At 60.2% G+C, this 17,682-nt stretch carries 16 protein-coding genes; 7 read left to right on the forward strand and 9 right to left on the reverse strand.

Features of this window, described 5'->3' with window-relative positions; translation table 11 throughout:
• Positions 1-46: 46 nt before the first annotated feature.
• Positions 47-2,002, reverse strand: coding sequence for a methyl-accepting chemotaxis protein (locus tag HPDFL43_RS16930; RefSeq protein WP_007198613.1), 1,956 nt, complete (start codon positions 2,000-2,002; stop codon positions 47-49).
• A gap of 74 nt (positions 2,003-2,076) precedes the next feature.
• Positions 2,077-2,682, reverse strand: a complete 606-nt coding sequence (locus tag HPDFL43_RS16935; protein ID WP_040449301.1) for a hypothetical protein — start codon at positions 2,680-2,682, stop codon at positions 2,077-2,079.
• A 501-nt stretch (positions 2,683-3,183) separates the two neighbouring features.
• Here HPDFL43_RS16935 and HPDFL43_RS16940 point away from each other — a divergent pair.
• From HPDFL43_RS16940 to HPDFL43_RS16950, 3 genes are all read left to right on the forward strand, one after another.
• Entirely contained in the window at positions 3,184-4,137 is a 954-nt protein-coding gene (locus HPDFL43_RS16940) for a nucleoside hydrolase (protein ID WP_007198615.1), read from the forward strand.
• 82 nt (positions 4,138-4,219) lie between these two features.
• Entirely contained in the window at positions 4,220-4,924 is a 705-nt protein-coding gene (locus tag HPDFL43_RS16945) for an SDR family NAD(P)-dependent oxidoreductase (RefSeq protein WP_007198616.1), read from the forward strand.
• A gap of 78 nt (positions 4,925-5,002) precedes the next feature.
• Positions 5,003-6,061, forward strand: a complete 1,059-nt coding sequence (locus tag HPDFL43_RS16950; protein WP_007198617.1) for a Gfo/Idh/MocA family protein — start codon at positions 5,003-5,005, stop codon at positions 6,059-6,061.
• A 19-nt stretch (positions 6,062-6,080) separates the two neighbouring features.
• Here HPDFL43_RS16950 and HPDFL43_RS16955 read toward each other — a convergent pair whose 3' ends face one another.
• The 3 genes from HPDFL43_RS16955 to HPDFL43_RS16965 all read right to left on the reverse strand — a co-directional run bounded on the left by HPDFL43_RS16955 (position 6,081) and on the right by HPDFL43_RS16965 (position 10,563).
• Entirely contained in the window at positions 6,081-7,220 is a 1,140-nt protein-coding gene (locus tag HPDFL43_RS16955) for a Gfo/Idh/MocA family protein (RefSeq protein WP_007198618.1), read from the reverse strand.
• Between the two features lie 87 nt (positions 7,221-7,307).
• Positions 7,308-9,578, reverse strand: a complete 2,271-nt coding sequence (locus HPDFL43_RS16960; protein WP_007198619.1) for a glycoside hydrolase family 9 protein — start codon at positions 9,576-9,578, stop codon at positions 7,308-7,310.
• 148 nt (positions 9,579-9,726) lie between these two features.
• Entirely contained in the window at positions 9,727-10,563 is an 837-nt protein-coding gene (locus tag HPDFL43_RS16965) for an alpha/beta hydrolase (protein ID WP_007198620.1), read from the reverse strand.
• Between the two features lie 208 nt (positions 10,564-10,771).
• Between HPDFL43_RS16965 and HPDFL43_RS16970 the strand changes: the two genes are divergently transcribed.
• From HPDFL43_RS16970 to HPDFL43_RS16980, 3 genes are all read left to right on the forward strand, one after another.
• On the forward strand, positions 10,772-12,121 hold the full coding sequence (locus tag HPDFL43_RS16970) for an NAD(P)-dependent oxidoreductase (protein WP_007198621.1): 1,350 nt from the start codon (positions 10,772-10,774) through the stop codon (positions 12,119-12,121).
• A 16-nt stretch (positions 12,122-12,137) separates the two neighbouring features.
• On the forward strand, positions 12,138-13,448 hold the full coding sequence (preA, locus tag HPDFL43_RS16975) for an NAD-dependent dihydropyrimidine dehydrogenase subunit PreA (RefSeq protein ID WP_007198622.1): 1,311 nt from the start codon (positions 12,138-12,140) through the stop codon (positions 13,446-13,448).
• A gap of 203 nt (positions 13,449-13,651) precedes the next feature.
• Positions 13,652-14,248 (forward strand): DUF2799 domain-containing protein, encoded by a 597-nt coding sequence (locus tag HPDFL43_RS16980; protein ID WP_040449302.1) that lies wholly within the window; start codon positions 13,652-13,654, stop codon positions 14,246-14,248.
• Between the two features lie 52 nt (positions 14,249-14,300).
• Here the strand turns inward: HPDFL43_RS16980 and HPDFL43_RS16985 are convergent, their stop codons facing one another.
• Positions 14,301-15,038, reverse strand: coding sequence for an AraC family transcriptional regulator (locus tag HPDFL43_RS16985; RefSeq protein ID WP_040449304.1), 738 nt, complete (start codon positions 15,036-15,038; stop codon positions 14,301-14,303).
• 89 nt (positions 15,039-15,127) lie between these two features.
• Between HPDFL43_RS16985 and HPDFL43_RS16990 the strand changes: the two genes are divergently transcribed.
• Positions 15,128-15,664: a peroxiredoxin-like family protein gene (locus tag HPDFL43_RS16990; RefSeq protein ID WP_007198625.1), complete on the forward strand. Its 537-nt coding sequence runs from the start codon at positions 15,128-15,130 to the stop codon at positions 15,662-15,664.
• A gap of 2 nt (positions 15,665-15,666) precedes the next feature.
• On the opposite strand, the gene arsH is transcribed toward HPDFL43_RS16990, so the two are convergent.
• From arsH to HPDFL43_RS17005, 3 genes are all read right to left on the reverse strand, one after another.
• Positions 15,667-16,383 carry an arsenical resistance protein ArsH gene (gene arsH / locus HPDFL43_RS16995; protein ID WP_007198626.1) on the reverse strand — a complete coding sequence of 239 codons (717 nt, stop codon included), beginning with the start codon at positions 16,381-16,383 and terminating at the stop codon, positions 15,667-15,669.
• Positions 16,380-16,784, reverse strand: coding sequence for an arsenate reductase (glutaredoxin) (gene arsC / locus HPDFL43_RS17000; RefSeq protein ID WP_007198627.1), 405 nt, complete (start codon positions 16,782-16,784; stop codon positions 16,380-16,382). Before arsC ends, arsH begins: the two co-directional genes overlap by 4 nt.
• Before the next feature lie 122 nt (positions 16,785-16,906).
• Positions 16,907-17,665, reverse strand: a complete 759-nt coding sequence (locus tag HPDFL43_RS17005) for an SDR family oxidoreductase (RefSeq protein ID WP_007198628.1) — start codon at positions 17,663-17,665, stop codon at positions 16,907-16,909.
• Positions 17,666-17,682 lie beyond the last annotated feature (17 nt).

Consider the following 17,682-nt stretch of genomic DNA (forward strand, 5'->3'; position numbering starts at 1 on the left):
CGGGCTTTGTAGAAACGCTCTGGGCGTCTACTGAGACCAGGAACGCTTAAAACTCTTCCCAGTCGTCCTGCGCGAGAGCAGCGTTGCCATGGCTTTGCGGCTGCGGTGCAGGAGCCTTCGACGGTGCCCGGCTCGGCGCAGAGGGCTTGGCTTTCGGAGCAGCATCTGCCATCGCCTGAGCCGTTGCATGCAGGCTGGCAGATTGCATCGTGGCCGAGCCATCGATCCGGAACTGCGAGATCAGTTCGCGGAGTTTTCCGGCTTCCATCGCCAGTTCCGACGAAGCTGCATTGGATTCCTCGACCATCGCGGCATTCTGCTGCGTGGTCTGGTCCATCGAGTTGACAGCCTGGTTGACCTCGGACAGTCCGGTCGACTGCTCCTTGGCGGAGATCGCAATCGCATCCATATGCGTGTTGATGTCCGTAATGAAGCCACCGATCGTGCGCAGCGCCTCGCTTGCCTTGCGGACCAGGTCCACGCCGCTCGAGACTTCCGACGAGGAGTTCTGGATCAGCTCCTTGATCTCCTTGGCCGCGTTGGCGGAGCGCTGAGCCAGTTCCCGCACTTCCTGGGCGACGACTGCGAAGCCGCGACCTGCTTCACCTGCCCGCGCCGCTTCGACACCGGCATTGAGGGCAAGAAGGTTGGTCTGGAAGGCGATCTCGTCAATCACTCCGATGATGTTGGAGATCTGGTTGGAGCTTTCCTCGATCCGGCGCATCGCGTCTTCCGCACGGCCCACCACTTCGGAAGACTCGACTGCCGACGAGTTTGCCTGGGATGCAACACCGCGGGCTTCCTCGGTGCGCTGGGTCGAGTTGGTCACGTTGGCCGTGATCTCTTCCACTGCGGCCGCGGTTTCTTCAAGAGCCGCCGCCTGACGCTCGGTGCGCTTGGAAAGGTCATCCGTGCCGTTTGCGATTTCCCGGGTTCCGGTTTCCATCATCGAGACGCTCTCGGTGATCGAAGCCATGGTTCCGCTCAACTGCCGTATGGACTTGTTGAAGTCATGGCGCAGAGCCTCGAAGTCGGGAGCAAAAGCTTCCTCCAGCTGGAAGGAGAGATCGCCATCCGCGAGCCTCTGCAAGCCTGTTGCAAGGCCCGAAGTGGCAATCTTGAGCCGCTCGGCTGCATTTGCTTCGGCCGCTTCCTGAGCTGCGAGGCGATCAGCTTCGGCCTGCTGACGGTTTGCTTCAGCGTCAGCCTGCAGCTGCTTGTTGGCCACCGCAGCTTCGCGGAACACCTGCATGGATTCAGCCATCTTGCCGATTTCATCCTTGCCGCCCTTGTCAATGGTCACGTCCAGATCGCCATCGGCAAGCCGTGCGGTCGCATCAGCCAGACGGCTCAACGGACGTGAAACAAGGCGGAAGTTCAGAAGCCCCATCAAGCCCGCCACAATCGCCACAATCACGGATGCAGCAAGGCTGATGAAAACCACTCCGGACAGCGCTGCGCGCTGTTCTTCTGCGGTAACAAGCGAACGTTCCTGAACAACAGTCGCGATCGATCCAATGTTTTCCTTGAAGGCGCCCTGAAGTTTTGTCCCTTCACCGGTCAACTCAAGCACGCGAGCGAGTTCAACGGTGAGCGGGTCACGCATCAGTGCAATCTGGCGATCAACCAATGTCGTACGCCATTCGGCCAGGATTGTCTTGACATCCGCAACCGTCGAGGCCTGATCAGGAGCAGACTCCGCGACCATTGCTTCAAGTTTGGCAATGTCCGCGTCTATAACAGCGCTGGTTTCCTCGTAGACCGTCACGAAATCCCGATTGCCTGTCAAAAGGAAGTTCTTCAGCGCCATATTGGCGAAGGTAACATCATTGCTGATCTTGACCGTTTCTTCCCGCAACAGTGCCATGTTCTGATTGCGCTCAACGAGCTCGGTTGTGGTCACCGCACGAACATAAATCAGGCTGGATGCACTGATGGCGATGAATGCTAGGATGGCGAACGCCACAAAGCCCTTGGCACTGACAGATATATTCTTGAGCATTGTCTCAATCCCGTTGTGTCTCTCGAACCTTCACCTGGCTTGTTCCAGGGGTTCGGGAACTTGAAACTGGTGCCTTACGCGCCTGCGGCGGTTCGGCGTTCAAGTTCAGTAAGGTTGACTTCCATTGTGACCGCGCCGATCGGCTCACCCTCATCGGTCACAGTGAAACTGACCTGGCCGCGCCAGATTTTTGCGCTGTCGTCCCATTCAGGCTCATCAATGAAGAGGGCATCCGCAGACACATCATAAGTCTTCTGGAACTTCGCTTCATCGCCCTGCCAGAAATCGCCGGTGATGGAGCTTTGCCCAACATTGAGGCCGTTCTGATCCATGACGAAAATTTCAGCATAGAGCCCAAGAGATTTTCCCTGCAGCCGCGTCAGATAGATCGAAAGCGGGTTCGACAATGTCGCTGCAATCAACGGCTTGTCGTCGCTCTCGCGCTCGGCCCGCCATTGCTGGTCGAGCGCGTCGATCTGATCCTGGGGCAGTTTTTTCAAACGGTCGTTCTGAGCACCGATCGAAATCCGGACGATGTCGGTTTCGATCCACTGCCGCATATCCGCAATCAGCGCGGGAGTGATCAGGCTTTGGGCGTCTGGCGCGGGCGGCTGGGCAAAAGCTGCAGAGCCTGAAAGGCAGATTAACCCGGTCGCAAGAGTAGCTTTGAAAACGTTCATTGGAACCTCCATTGTGTTGGTACAGTTGGAGGTTCCCGCTTAAGATGCGGTTAAGCTTACCGGATCCACTTACGCTAAAAATACCCCGTGAATTTTGGGAAAAAGGCACAAATGATCCCCTATTTGGGGGAAAAATCATATTAAATTTAGGGGATTATCTTATCCGGTGCGATTGCGTGATATCGCACCTTAAAATCAACGGCTGCCGTACACGAGATGGCAGACCCGTTGGTCGTAAACAGAACATGTTTTTGGGGATTGGCAGACGGGCGCCACCCTGCTCGGACGACGCCCGTCTAGCGACAGCGGGAATTCCCGCCATGCCGCCGGTCGCTGCGAACAATGCACATTTAAACTTGCTTGGGCCTTGCGCCGCAAAACCGCCCGCTTGCGGCAAATCCGCCTCCATGCCAATGCTCCACGCAGCGTTGGGGATACACAGCTTCGATTCCCCGTTGGATGGTGCAGTCCGGACCGGCAGTGCAGAGGAGAGAACTGCAATTGGCATACAAGATCATCATCGACACGGATCCGGGGATCGACGACGCCATGGCCATCGCCTACGCGATCGCTCATCCGCAACTGGACTTGCTGGCGCTGACCACCATTTTCGGCAATGTCCGCACCCATGAAGCAACCCGCAATGCTCTCGCACTTCTCGATCATTGGGGCTCGAAAGCCGACGTGGCCGAAGGTGAAACCGCACCGCTCGCGATTGCCGCCAATGAGCCAAGCTACCTGGTTCACGGTCTCAACGGATTTGGCGGCGTCGACATTCCGCAGTCCGCCCGCCAGAAGCATGAACACGATGCCGCCGACTACATCATTGACGCCACAAAACGCTTTCCCGGCGAAATCGTGCTGTGTGCCGTGGGCCCTCTGACCAATCTCGCACGGGCCCTGGAGCGTGACCCGGAAATCGTATCGCGCATCAAGGCGGTTGTTGTGATGGGTGGTGCGGTGCACCGCAAGGGCAATGTCACGACCATGGCCGAAGCCAATTTCTGGAACGACCCGCATGCCGCCGATAAGGTTCTGGCAGCCTCATGGCCTCTGGTCCTGGCGCCGCTTGACTGCACCATGCCGGTGTTGTTCACACCGGACTTCATGCAGGCAATTGCCCGGGAAAACACCACACTCGGTCCACCCCTGGCGGCCATGGCGGAGTTCTACGCCCGTTTCTACCGCTCCCATCTGGGGCTTGGCGGCTGTGTGCCCCATGATGTGATGGCCTTGTCCTGGCTCACAGTGCCCGGTGCCTTCCGGTTGCAGAAGGGCGCGCTCGCAGTTCTCACCGAAGGCCCCGCGATCGGCCAGAGCATCTTCCAGCCCGGTGGAACGCAAAGCCGCGCCACCATATTCAATGGCCGTCCCGATCATCTGGTGATGGTCGACACCGACCCCGACATGTTTATGGCAGACTACATGATGGTCATGACCCGCCACGCAGGCTAGCGCCGGCCATCGACACATCCATCCGCAGCCCTAGATGATGTCTTCATACAGATAGGCAGCGCGGACAGCGGGAAACGAACACATGCAAAGTCTTCAAACGGGCGGTCTGGCGATTGTCATCGGCCAGAGCGGCGGCATTGGTGCAGCCATCAAGGCGGCACTTGAAGCCTCTGGCTCTTTCGAGAGCGTCATCGGTTTCTCCCGCACATCAGAGCCCGGCATCGATTTGCTGGATGAAGCAACAATCGCGGCCGCAGCAGCACAGGCCAAGGCCACAGGGCTCGACATTCGCCTGGTGTTTGACGCCACAGGCTTTCTCCACGGCAACGGTTTCAGCCCGGAAAAATCCCTCTCGGCCATTGATCCGGCGCATATGGCCTATGCCTTTGCCGTCAATGCGGCCGGCCCGGCATTTCTGATGAAGCATTTTCTGCCACTTCTTCCAAAATCGGGAAAATCGGTCTTTGCCACCCTTTCGGCCAAGGTCGGCTCCATTGGCGACAACGCGCTGGGTGGCTGGTACAGCTACCGCGCCTCCAAGGCTGCACTCAATCAGTTGGTTCACTCAGCCGCAATCGAACTCAAGCGCCGCGCGCCGGAGGCCATATGCGTCGCCTTGCATCCGGGAACCGTCGACACCGGGCTGTCGGGTGATTTCGCCAAAAACGGACTGACAGTTCGCCCTCCCTCCGACGCGGCCACCATGCTGATTGAAGTGATTGACCAGCTGAAGCCCGCACAAACCGGCGGTTTTTATGACTACAAGGGCGAAGCTCTGCCCTGGTAGAAAACTCAAACTCCAGCATCGCGGGATACTGCGGCGTTCTTTACCGGGTTTTCACCCGGGCACCGCTATGATCCTATCATGACAAAATCCGACATCATCCGCTGGGGCATAGCCGGGACTGGCCACATTGCTCGCCAGTTCGCCGGTGACATACGCCACGCCCGCGCTGCGCGCCTGACCGCTGTTGCAAGCCGCTCGGAAGTTTCAGCGCAGTCATTCGCCAAGCACTTCGATGGCGTGACCGGTTTTGCCTCCCTCGACGCGATGATTGGGTCCGGCCTGATTGATGCGGTCTATGTCGCCACACCCAATACGATCCATCATGATCAGGCCCTTTCTTGCATCAAGGCCCGCATGCCGGTGCTCGTGGAAAAACCGCTGACCGCGAACCTTGATCAAGCCCTCGATATCAAGGCAGCCGCAGAGATTTCCAAAAGCTTCGTGATGGAGGCGATGTGGAGCCGCTATCTGCCTGCGGTGAGAGCAGCGCGTGCCGCCATTCTCTACGGCGCCATCGGTGAAATCCTCCGGTTTGAAGCAGACCTCGCCTGGAACGTGCCTTACGACCCGAAAAGCCGCTTCTTCGACAAGGCCCAGGGCGGCGGCGTCCTGCACGATCTTGGTGTCTATCCCCTGTCTCTCGCAAGGTATTTTCTCGGCGAACCCCAGCATGTTGACGGCACCTGGCGCGCAGCTCCGTCCGGCGTCGATATCAGCGCCCACCTTGCGCTGCGTTTCGCCGATGTTGAGGCACATGTTTCCTGCAGCTTTGAGCGTGACGGATCAAACCGGATCATCATTGAGGGCGAGAAGGGCGTGATGGTTCTCGGCCCGCTTTTCATCAAGGCGGAGGAGTACACCATCTTCGCCTCGCGGCGGCTCGCAGACCTCGCCCATCCCGGCGGCAGCGGACTGTCGGCACGCCTTCGCCGCAAGCTCTCCCGGTCGATGCCCCTGCCCGGCGTGACGCGGCATCCCTATCGCTTCGAGGGAACCGGCATGGAGTTTGAAATCGACGCCGCTTCAAGCGCGATCAGGGAAGGCAGGCTGGAGGAACCGTCCAATAGGCTGGATGACACACTGGCCGTTCTGCGAATGATCGGGCAGGTGCTTGCTCGCCCGCCGGAAACGGCCTGAAGCCAGCTCAGAACAACTCTCAAAAATTCGAGCGCGGCTCGAAACTGCCAACACCGTCATTGAGCGCCAGTGCCAGCTCGCTCAGATGCAGCGCGCGCTGACCAGAGAAAAACGGCGTCTCGCCGGAGCTGATCGCCTCCGCCATCACGGCGATGCCGCGCGCGAAATCGATCTTCGAGGGAAACGACGAGAGGCTCATGGCCGAAGCAGGAAACGGGTAAGCCACCGGTTTTCCATGGGTCAGCCTGAGCGGCAACACCGTACCGCGCTGACGCTCGAAGCGGCCGGCCAGCCGTTGCAGCAGGGGGCGTTTTTCGTCAAAGCGGCTGAGATGAACCGGCGAGCGGTCATCCCAAAGATCGCGCACCACGATTGATCCCTCATCGCCCACGATCGTTAGCGAGCGATCACGCGGCGCCGCAAGACCACAGGTCAGCCGCGCCGTCACGCCAGACCTGAATGTCAGGCAGCCGACGGAAAAATCCGCCGCCAAAGAGAGATCATGCGTACCGGGCCCCTTGTCCGGAAAGGTCAGCGCAGAAAAAGCCTGGCCACTCTCGACCGGCCCGAACAGCGCCACCAGCCAGGACAGGCCATAGCCAGCATGCTCGAGCGTGCAGCCGACCTCGAACTCATGCAGTCCGGGCCATTTCGCCCCGGATCGCGAGCGCCACTCGGTCCAATTGTCCTTGAAGACGGGACCGTCTTCCATTTCGGCGTAGGCAAGTCGCGGCTTGCCAATTTGACCCGTCTCGATCAGTTGTGCCGTCAGCCGTTTCGCATCCGACAGGCCATTTGCGGGCGCGCCGCAAACGGTCAGCCCCTTCTGATCAGCCAGATCTATGACATGGCGCGCCTCGTCAAACGTCATCCCCAGCGGCTTTTCGCAATAGACATGCTTGCCTGCTTCAAGGGCCATGCAATTGAGCGCGAAATGGCTTTCAGGGTTCGTCAGATTGACGACGATCGCAACATCCGGATCTTCCATACACTGTTCAAGCGATCCATAGGCTTTGAGTCCGTGGAACCCGGTAAACTGCTTGAGCCGCGCGGCATCGCGATCCCAAACGCCACCAAGCCGCAACTCGGGATGATTGGCGCGCGTCGTCACGTAGTAGTCTGCGACAAAGCCAGCGCCGACAATGGCGATCGTGGTCATGGGGCGAAATCCCGGCGAATTGAACTGCCCCAACCTAGCCCGGTGGCGTTAAGATGCGGTTGCCGGCTTCAGTGCAGTACGTCCGGTTCACCTGGTATCTGCAAGAAACGAGGCGATCCAGACCAGCGGCGCGTTCCAGTTGATGGCGATCTCGTTGGTTGAGAACGAGCGCGGATCATCGACATAACAGGCCTGCGGCGCGCAGCCCTTGAGCACCTTGATCGCATAGTCATCCGCCGGCTGGCTGTTCGGTCCCCCTGCCAGAACGCCCTTGGGCGGCTTGGGATAGGACGGGTCGCTGGCATGCGCGAACATGTTGGAATGCTGGCGCTGGGCGTAAAGTGTCCCGTACCCCGTGACGTAGGAGATGCCCAAAGCGTTGCGGCCGAGCAGATAGTCCATGCTTTCACGCACCGCCTGCAGATAACGTTTCTGGCCGGTAATGTCATAGGCGGTGGCAACCACGATCATGTTCTGGATCAGCGACTGGTTCGATCCCCACCCAAAGCCCTGGTCAGGACTGTACATCAAACCGAACGCTTCTTTGCGCTGCACCTTGAGATAGGCATCGGCAGCCTTGATGACCGACGAGCGGATTTTCCTCAGATCGCCCGAGGGCATGTTTGACGGCACCGAAGCGAGCTGAATCCGCGCCAGCGCCGCAGTCGCACGCCAGTTGAACCCGTCGGGATAAAACACCGGACCCGACCAGTGCGGCGAGGCTTTTGCCCGCTTGAGCCAGGCCGCATCGCTGGTTGTCAGATAAAGCTCGGATGCGGCCCAGTAGAACTCGTCAGAGACATCGTCATCGGAATAATCCCCGCCGCCGAAGGTGCCATTGGTGACCGGAGCATAGAGTTTCGGGTTGGCTTCGGCGGCCTCATAGGCGCGGATCGCGGCGGAGAGCAGCCATTGCGCGTAGGCGGGATCAGCACGCGCAAACAGCCGCGCCCCCTGAGCAGCCGCCGCAGCAAGATTGAGCGTTGCCGCTGTCGAGGGGCGATGCAGCACCCGCAGCTCCCGGTCGCGATGCGGCAGGATCGGGCCGACCGTCCAGCGATTGCCATGCATCTTGTGATGCGCCATGCCGGCCAGGGGTTCTCCCTCCGGCACCATCATGGAGACCAGAAAATCAAGCTCCCAGCGCGCCTCATCAAGAATGTCGGGGACACCATTGCCTGCTTCCGGGATGGAAACCAGCCGATCCGCCAGCGCCTGAGAGCTGCCGCCGTAGTTCAGGGCGCGCTCATAGCTCGCGAGCAGCTGCGCAGTCGCAATGCCGCCATTGACGACGTACTTGCCGAAATCGCCGGCGTCATACCAGCCACCGGCCACGTTGAGCTTGTAGCCACAGCTCCAGGCCTTGCCGTAGACCTTTCGGGCGGTGCGTGTGTCGACGCAGCCAACCGACGTGTCGCCTCGATTGGGAGATTTTCCCAGATGCCCGGCTGGACGGGCATAGTCCGTTCCGGCGTATTTCGCCTCGATGTCGATGCCGCTTCGCACCTTGTAGAAATAGGACAAGGCGTCATTGCGCAACGCGGCATAAGCCTCGCGGGATATCGAGAATAGCGGGCTCGTTTCCCCACCCACAACCAGCCGATAGCCGTCGCCCGGCGTGTCGAAATCGCTGAAGTCGATGGTATGCACCTCAAGCTCTGAAGACATGTCCAGGCCATTGGCCCTGGTCTTTCCCGAAGCGACGCGCGCGCCAGTGTTCGAGATCAGAGTCCAGGTCTGGGCAGTGCGGCCAGCCTGCACCAGAGTGGCGCGCTTGGGACCGCCGGGGAGATAAGCGGTCTGGTTCACGCGAATGGCAGAAGGCCCGCCGCTGACGGACGCCGGTGCAGACGCCTGACCGGACAGTAGCGAAACCGAATGCAGACAGAAGCGCCAGGCTCTTTCCGAGCCACCAAGCTGAAACACAAGCTGGGCCGGGCGGTGCGTGGTTCCGGCTTCAAAATCTGTGCTGGCGCTTTGCTTGTCTGGACTGAGGCGCCGGGTGATCTCCCCTTCCGCGGTCCAGGGTTCGGCCCCTTTCTGTGCAATCGCCCGCATCGGGCCTCCGGGATCGCCGGAGACAATGATCGACAGCCGGTATGTCTCGCCCTTGTCGAGCCGCACCCCGTTGATGCCCAGGATCGCGTCCCAGGGCTGGACGCTTCCACCGGCAACAGAGCCGCAGAGCGCACCGCGCTGATAGTCGAATTTGATGTTGGGCGTTGCCCACCACTCGCCAACCAGCGCCGCCTGGGCGAAGGTCGGATCAGGAAGTTGCTCGGCCGCCTTGAGATCAGATTGAAAAGCAAAGGCCGCAAGCGATGCAGTGAGGCCGATCATGGCCTTGAAATGCGTCATGGCTGTTTCCGGATTCCGTGATCGGGACTGGCTTGCGGCCTCTCAACACTCATCACTGAGCACCCGCAATCCATACAATTGCGCGAAACCTTAGGCCAACCTGGTCAACAAAGCTTTAATCCGGGGAGATGCACCGGCGCGGTACCGTTCAACCGGCGGCCCCGACAACCGCCTTGCACAGCGGATGATCCCGATCAGCCAATCCGTCAATCACATCAAAATGGTGCCGGCCGGCTTCCTCCACAATCGCCATTGGCGTCTCGAAACCGCGCCACATGTCGAACAGCGCCCTGTTCTGACGCACAAATTCCGGTCGCTCCTTTGCCCCCACCCAGGCCGTAACCGGAACCGCAGCCAGCGGCTCAAGCAGCACCGGGCTCTGTGAGCGCGCTTCATCCATGTCAATGTGGAGGGTGTCGTTCATCTCGGTCCGCATGATCGGCCGCAAATCATGGACCCCCGAAATCGAGACCACACCGGCAATCCGCGTCAACACCGCTTCAGGCAGCAGCGCCTCGCCGCTGATCATCCGCGTCACCAGATGCCCACCGGCGGAATGACCGGTCAGACGGATCGGCCCGGCAATTTCACCGGCGCAAAAGCTGACGGCGGTGGCGATTTCACGGGCGATATCGCCAATCCGGGCATCGGGGCACAAAGTGTAGCTCGGCATCGCCACAGCAAACCCATGAGCCAGAGCCCCGGCGGCCAAATGCGACCAGACGGATTTGTCGAACGCCTTCCAGTACCCGCCATGCACGAACACAACCAGCCCTTTGGGCGCACCCTCGGGCAAAAACAGATCCACGGCATGGCGATCACCCGGACCGCAGGAAAGATCGGTCCGCGCCCGCCCCGCTTGCTTCAATGTGCTGCGGAAACCTTCGGCCTGTTGTATCCATCTGGGTGGAAACTCCCCAGCGCCGGCAATATGGGCGCCGTTCGCATAGGCATCGTCGTAGTCGGTTATCGGATAGACTGTCACAGCTGGCTCCTTGCTTTGCCAGCATATTTAACGTGCCGCCGCAGAAGCGCAATCTTGACCATAAAAGTCAATTTTTGATCATTTGATAAAAAATTTGACCTTTTGATAAAATCGTTTCATTCTTTGCCAATGGCGGCGCTGGTGTCACTGAGGAGTTGCACCACAACAGACCGCGCAAAAAAGATCTCGACAACGAGGGGTCCAGAGAATGACAGAAACCCAATCCAGTGACATCAAGTCCGGCCGTCTTCCAGACGTTGCCTATGCAGACAATTTCTCAGACATTCACCCGCCACTGACACCACACGAAGCCCTGGTCGAAGCCGATCGTTGCTACTTCTGCTACGACGCACCCTGCATGACGGCCTGCCCGACATCGATCGACATCCCGATGTTCATCCGCAAGATCCAGGCCGGCAACCCGGTCGGTTCTGCCAAGACCATCTTCGAAGAGAACATTCTGGGTGGCATGTGCGCCCGCGTCTGCCCCACAGAATCGCTGTGCGAGGAAGTCTGTGTGCGCGAAGTGGCCGAAGGCAAGCCGGTCAAGATCGGCCTGCTCCAGCGCCATGCCACAGACACCTTCATGGAGCGCGAACAGGCGCATCCGTTTACGCGCGCAGCCCCGACCGGCAAGAAGATCGCCGTCATCGGCGCCGGGCCAGCAGGTCTTTCCTGCGCCCACCGGCTCGCCGTGCACGGTCATGACGTCACCATTTTCGAAGCCCGGGAGAAATCCGGCGGCCTCAACGAATATGGCATCGCCGCCTACAAGACGACCAACGACTTCGCCCAGGATGAAGTCGAGTTCATCATGCAGATCGGCGGCATCACCATCGAGAATGGCAAGGCCTTGGGCCGCGATATCACGCTCGATGGGCTGACCGGCGATTACGACGCCGTCTTCCTTGGCGTCGGCCTGCCCGGCGTCAATGCGCTCGGGCTGGAAGGCGAGGATGCCGAAGGTGTTCTTGACGCGGTCGATTTCATCGGCGTGCTGCGCCAGACCGAGGACCTGTCGGCTCTGGATATCGGCAAGCGCGTCGTCGTCATCGGCGGCGGCATGACCGCCATCGACGCCGCGATGCAATCCAAGCTCCTGGGCGCAGAGGAGGTGACGATCGCCTACCGCCGCGGCCAGGAACAGATGAACGCCTCGCTCTATGAGCAAGAACTGGCACAGACCAACAACATCACCATCCGCCACTGGATGATGCCGAAAGAGCTGCACACCGAAAGCGGCGCAGTTTCGGCCATCACACTCGAGAAAAGCGAAATTGGAGACGACGGCAAGCTTCGCGGCACCGGCGAAACCGTCACGCTTCAGGCCGATCAGGTGTTCAAGGCCATCGGCCAGACTTCGGATGCCGGCCCGCTCGCAGGTGTGGACATCACGCTGGAGAAGGGCCGCATCCGCACAGACGAGGCGCGGCGCACATCCCATCCCAAGGTCTGGGCCGGCGGCGATTGCATTGCCGGCGGCGAAGATCTCACCGTGGTCTCCGTCGAAGACGGCAAGATCGCCGCTGAAAGCATTCACAAAGCCCTGATGGGCTAAGGAAGGAGACGAGACCATGGCAGATCTGTCCACCAATTTCCTTGGAATTAAATCGCCGAACCCGTTCTGGCTCGCCTCTGCGCCGCCGACCGACAAAGCCTACAATGTCGAGCGCGCCTTCGAAGCCGGTTGGGGCGGCGTGGTCTGGAAGACCCTTGGCGAAGCCGGCCCGCCGGTCGTCAATGTCAACGGTCCGCGCTATGGCGCGATCTGGGGCCCTGACCGCCGCCTGCTGGGGCTCAACAACATCGAGCTGATCACCGACCGCGACCTCGAAACCAACCTGCGTGAAATCGCGGAAGTGAAGAAACGCTGGCCCGACCGGGCCATGATCGTCTCGATCATGGTGCCCTGCGAGGAGGCAAGCTGGAAGGCAATCCTGCCACGCGTCGAGGACACCGGCGCCGATGGCATCGAACTCAACTTCGGCTGTCCGCACGGCATGAGCGAACGCGGGATGGGCTCGGCCGTCGGCCAGGTCCCCGAATACATCCAGATGGTCGCCGAATGGTGCAAGCAATATTGCCGCTTGCCGGTGATCGTGAAGCTCACGCCCAACATCACCGACATCCGCTATCCGGCCCGCGCAGCAAAGGCCGGTGGCGCGGATGCGGTGTCGCTGATCAACACCATCTCCTCGATTGTCTCGGTCGATCTCGACAATTTCGCGCCGATGCCAACGATCGACGGCAAGGGCTCGCATGGCGGTTATTGCGGCCCGGCGGTCAAGCCGATCGCGCTCAACATGGTGGCCGAAATCGCCCGTGATGCGGAAACACGCGGCCTGCCGATCTCCGGCATTGGCGGCGTGCAAACCTGGCGCGATGCGGCCGAGTTCATTGCACTCGGTTGCGGCACCGTTCAGGTCTGCACCGCGGCGATGACCTACGGCTTCAAGATCGTTCAGGAAATGGCGCAGGGCCTGTCCGACTGGATGGACGAGAAGGGCTACGAGACCATCGCAGACTTTCAGGGCCGCGCGGTCCCGAATGTCACCGACTGGCAGTATCTCAACCTCAACTATGTCACGAAAGCGAAGATCGATCAGGATCTGTGCATCAAGTGCGGCCGCTGCCACATTGCCTGTGAGGACACATCGCACCAGGCGATCACCTCGATGGTGGATGGCGCCAGGCACTTCGAGGTGATGGACGACGAATGCGTCGGCTGCAATCTCTGCGTCAATGTCTGTCCTGTCGATGACTGCATCACCATGGTGCAGATGACCGAGGGCTCGGACCCGCGCACCAGCCGGCCGATCGACCCCGATTACGCCAACTGGACAACGCACCCGAACAATCCGATGTCGAAGCAGGCTGCTGAATAAATCCAGCTTTGGCAACAAGACCCGTGGCCCCGTCATTTTTCAGATGGCGGGGCCACAGTTGTTTTCAGCTCCTCGCTCTGCCACACGACAGACAGATCTGGTTTGGCGGTTTCAGGCAGCCTGCTCTCTCCCGGGTCACAACAATTGCCAAGTCCTGACCATCTGGCTATGAAATCATCTCAGATCGAGTTGCGGGGAACATCATGTTGAAGCGCGTTGTTATGGTCCTGATTACAGCCATTGTGCTGTCATCGTGCCAGACCATGTCGAAGGAAGAGTGCGCCGTTGCTGACTGGCGCGTGGTTGGCGAACAGGATGGCGCGGCCGGCTACGAGCCGCAAAGCCGCTTCGCCCGCCACGTCAAGGCATGCGAACGTGCCGGTGTTCTCGCCGACCAGACGCTCTGGTACCAGGGTTATCAGCAGGGACTGCCGCGCTACTGCACGCCGCTCAACGGCCTGTCCGTCGGCCGCGATGGCAAATCCTACGCCAATGTCTGTCCGGTTGATCTGGATGCCGGGTTCCGCGAAGGCTACAGCCTGGGTCAGGCCTATTATCGCAAATCCAGCGACATTCGCAGCGCGGAATCCCAGATCAGGAGTCTCGAACAGGCGATCCGCACAGACCAGGACCTGATCGCCAAGGGACAGGTTGACCAGCGCGAGGCAGAGCGCAGGATTGACAACAATCGCTGGAAGATCCGGGACCTGGAACGCGAAATCGGGCGGATGCAATCCGAGCTTCGCCAGATCGAGGTCGACATGGAAGACTTCCGCAACAGGACGGTGCTGCGCGGCTAAGGCGCGCCCGTCACTGGGGGCTTCTTTCAACCATTCCGGCATCGGATACGTGTTAGGCGTGCGCCCGCATTTCCAGAGGATTGCGCCCGTAGCGGTGCCGGAACGCCCGGGCAAAACCCTCCGGCGAACCATATCCGTAGCGCCGCGCAACCGCGTCCACCCGGTCCCCCTTGAGGAGATCCTGACGCGCCAGTGTCAGCCGCCACCGCCGTAGATAGGCCGCAGGCGTTTCGCCCACAATTGCCATGAAGGTTTCGGCCAAACGGCTGAGCGACAGGCCGGCGATCTCCGCCAGATCCTGGTTGCGCCAGTCCCGGCCCGGCTGATCATGCATGGTAACAATGGCCCGGCTCAGCCGCGGGTCGGACAGACCGGCAATCAGCCCCGGTCCGGTGGAGCCCGCTTCGATCTGCGCCCGCAACAGACGCACGATCAGCACCTCTCCGAGGCGGTTGACCACCGAGGCCGCACCACACCGCCCGGCGCCAAGTTCCGAGCGCATCAGGCTCACCACGCTTGCCATCTCCACGTCCTGAGCCAAAGCAAACTCAAACCGGTTGGGCAGCGCCGCCATCAGGGGGTTGTCGGCGCCACCCCAATCCACCACGACACAGACCAGCACCCGATCGGGATCAATGCCGCTCGCAATCCCCGGCGCCCCAAACAGGATCTGTGATGGCTCACCGGCTTCATCAGCGCTCACAACGAGCGTCGCCCGTGACGCATCCGCAGGCACGACCTGAAGCGTGAAGCGCTCCATCAAGGTTGTCAAACGATCAAAACCTGCCATTTCGGGATTTTCTATCAGTTATTTCGGATTTCTTTGATCATAAATCCGATAGATTGATATCACAACCGGCTCACAGAAAGGCCCCAACCATGCTCATGCCACGCCAGAAGACACCAGACCTCACATTGCCGACGCTCAGCCACGGCGAGTTCAACCTTGCAACCGACAGCTCGGAGCGCGGAACGGTGATCTGTTTTTACCGCGGGCTGCACTGCCCGATCTGCGCCACCTATCTCACAGAGTTGCAGAAGCGGGTCTCCGATTTTGCCGAACGCGGCGTCGCCACAATCGCCGTCAGTTCAGACGGTGAGGACCGCACCCGTCAGATGGCGGAGAAGATCGGTGCAGACAGCTTGCGGTTCGGCTACGACCTGCCCTTGGACAAGGCGCGCGAATGGGGCCTGTACATCTCCACCTCACGCGGCACGACATCCATCGGCATCGAGGAACCGGCCCTGTTTTCCGAGCCAGGCCTGTTCATGGTGACGCCGCAGCAGACCCTCTATTACGGATCCGTGCAGACCATGCCGTTCGTCCGCCCTCACTTCTCGGAGCTCGTGGGCGCACTCGATTTCGCCATCAAGAACGACTATCCGGCGCGCGGCGAATACACCGGCGCGGTCTGACCTCAGATCGATCGTACATTGACCCGCTTGGAGAGCTCTTCGGCGCTCTCCACTCGCTCGGAATAGCGGTCCACCAGATAGGCCGCGCGGCCACGGGTCAGCAGGGTGAACTTGACCAGTTCCTCCATCACATCAACCATCCGGTTGTAAAAGGGAGATGACTTCATCCGGCCTTCTTCGGTGAACTCCGCAAATGCGCGGGGCACCGAAGACTGGTTGGGGATCGTGATCATCCGCATCCAGCGGCCGAGAATGCGCATCTGGTTGACGGTGTTGAAGCTCTGCGATCCGCCGCACACCTGCATCAGCGCCAGCGTCCGGCCCTGGGTCGGACGCACCCCGCCAATCGGCGCCAGCGGCAACCAGTCGATCTGGGTCTTCATCACCCCGGTCATCGCGCCGTGCCGTTCAGGAGAACACCAGACCTGGGCTTCCGACCAGAGCGAAAGCTCGCGCAATTCCTGGACCTTCGGATGCGCTTCCTCACTGTCAGACACCAGCGGCAGTCCTGCCGGATCGAACACGCGAACCTCTGCACCCAGGGCCTCGAGCACACGCTTCGCTTCCAGGGTCATGAACCGCGAATAGGAACGCTCACGCAACGAGCCGTAGAGCATCATCACCCGTGGCGGATGACTTGGCTCACCGGACAGGCTCAGGAGATCTGTATCGGGCTGGTGCAGACTGTCAGGGTCGATATTCGGCAGATCATTGCTCATGGCGCTGTGACAACCTCACCATCTTCCTTGGTGTAGCTCGCACCGGAGGGCACATCGAGAAGCGCGAACACCGCTTCCGACGGGCGGCACAGGGCAACCCCCTTCGGCGTGCACACGATCGGGCGGTTGACCAGAACAGGGTGCTCGATCATGGCATCGAGGATCACCTCGTCGCTGACAGATGGATCGGTCAGTCCCAGCTCTTCCGCCGGCGACTTGGAAACCCTCAGCGCCTCGCGTGGGGTCAGTCCCGCAGCTGCGAACAAGCCCAAGAGTTGCGGCCGGGTCCATCCGGTTTCAAGATATTCGACAACAACCGGTTCACCGGCAAAGCCGCGGATGATCTCCAGAACATTCCGCGACGTCCCGCAACCGGGATTGTGATGGATGACAATGCTCATGATGGGACTCTTTATGATTGGGATCTGACAAGCTCTCCCCTAACCCAAACTGCGCTGCGAGACCAGCCTAACATCAACATTTCTGGATTTATTGATTTGTCGATCAACAGTGCCCGTTTCGTCTACGCGATCAGCCCGACCGCCCGTCTGCCCTCTTGGGTCTTGAGCTCGAAATCACCGCCATCATACTCTTTGCCATTCTCCGTGGTGAGCCAGGCGGCCGCTTCGCCCACCCATTCCGGTGAAATGTGCCAGGACCAGTCCAAAAAGCTCAAGGGATTGATCCCAGAGGCCTGGATCGTTCGCTGCATGTCCGTAGCGACGGTGCCCGGCGACAAGCCGACAACACGGACATTGTCCTGCATGTTCTCCCTGTGGGCCGCTCGCGTTAGCGAAAGAACTGCGGCCTTGGACGCGCAGTAATGGCTCCACCCCTCAAGTACGGAAACAGCCGCGCCGGACGAGACATTGACCACAACACCGCCACCGGACCGTTTCATGACAGGGATAGCGGCTCGAAGCCCGTAATAAACGCCCTTCACATTGACATCGATCACCCGGCCCCAGGCCTCGGGATCGGACTCTTCGAGGCGGGCGATCGGTTCGATCACAGCGGCATTGTTGACCAGAATGTCAAGCTGTCCGAAACGCTCGACACTGGCGTTTACGGCATCCTGAACATCCGCAAACCGGGAAACATCACAACGCACCGCATGCGCGCGATGACCGATTTCAGCAGCAATCCGTTTGAGATCGGCCGTGGACCTTGCGGCAAGGACAACATTCGCACCATAATCGGCGAAGATGCGAGCCGTGGCCTCACCAATCCCGCGGCTGGCGCCGGTGATCAAGGCCGTCTTTCCGTTCAGATCCACACTCATCAAGCACCCTTTGCCCG

Source organism: Hoeflea phototrophica DFL-43 (assembly GCF_000154705.2).
Classification (GTDB): domain Bacteria; phylum Pseudomonadota; class Alphaproteobacteria; order Rhizobiales; family Rhizobiaceae; genus Hoeflea; species Hoeflea phototrophica.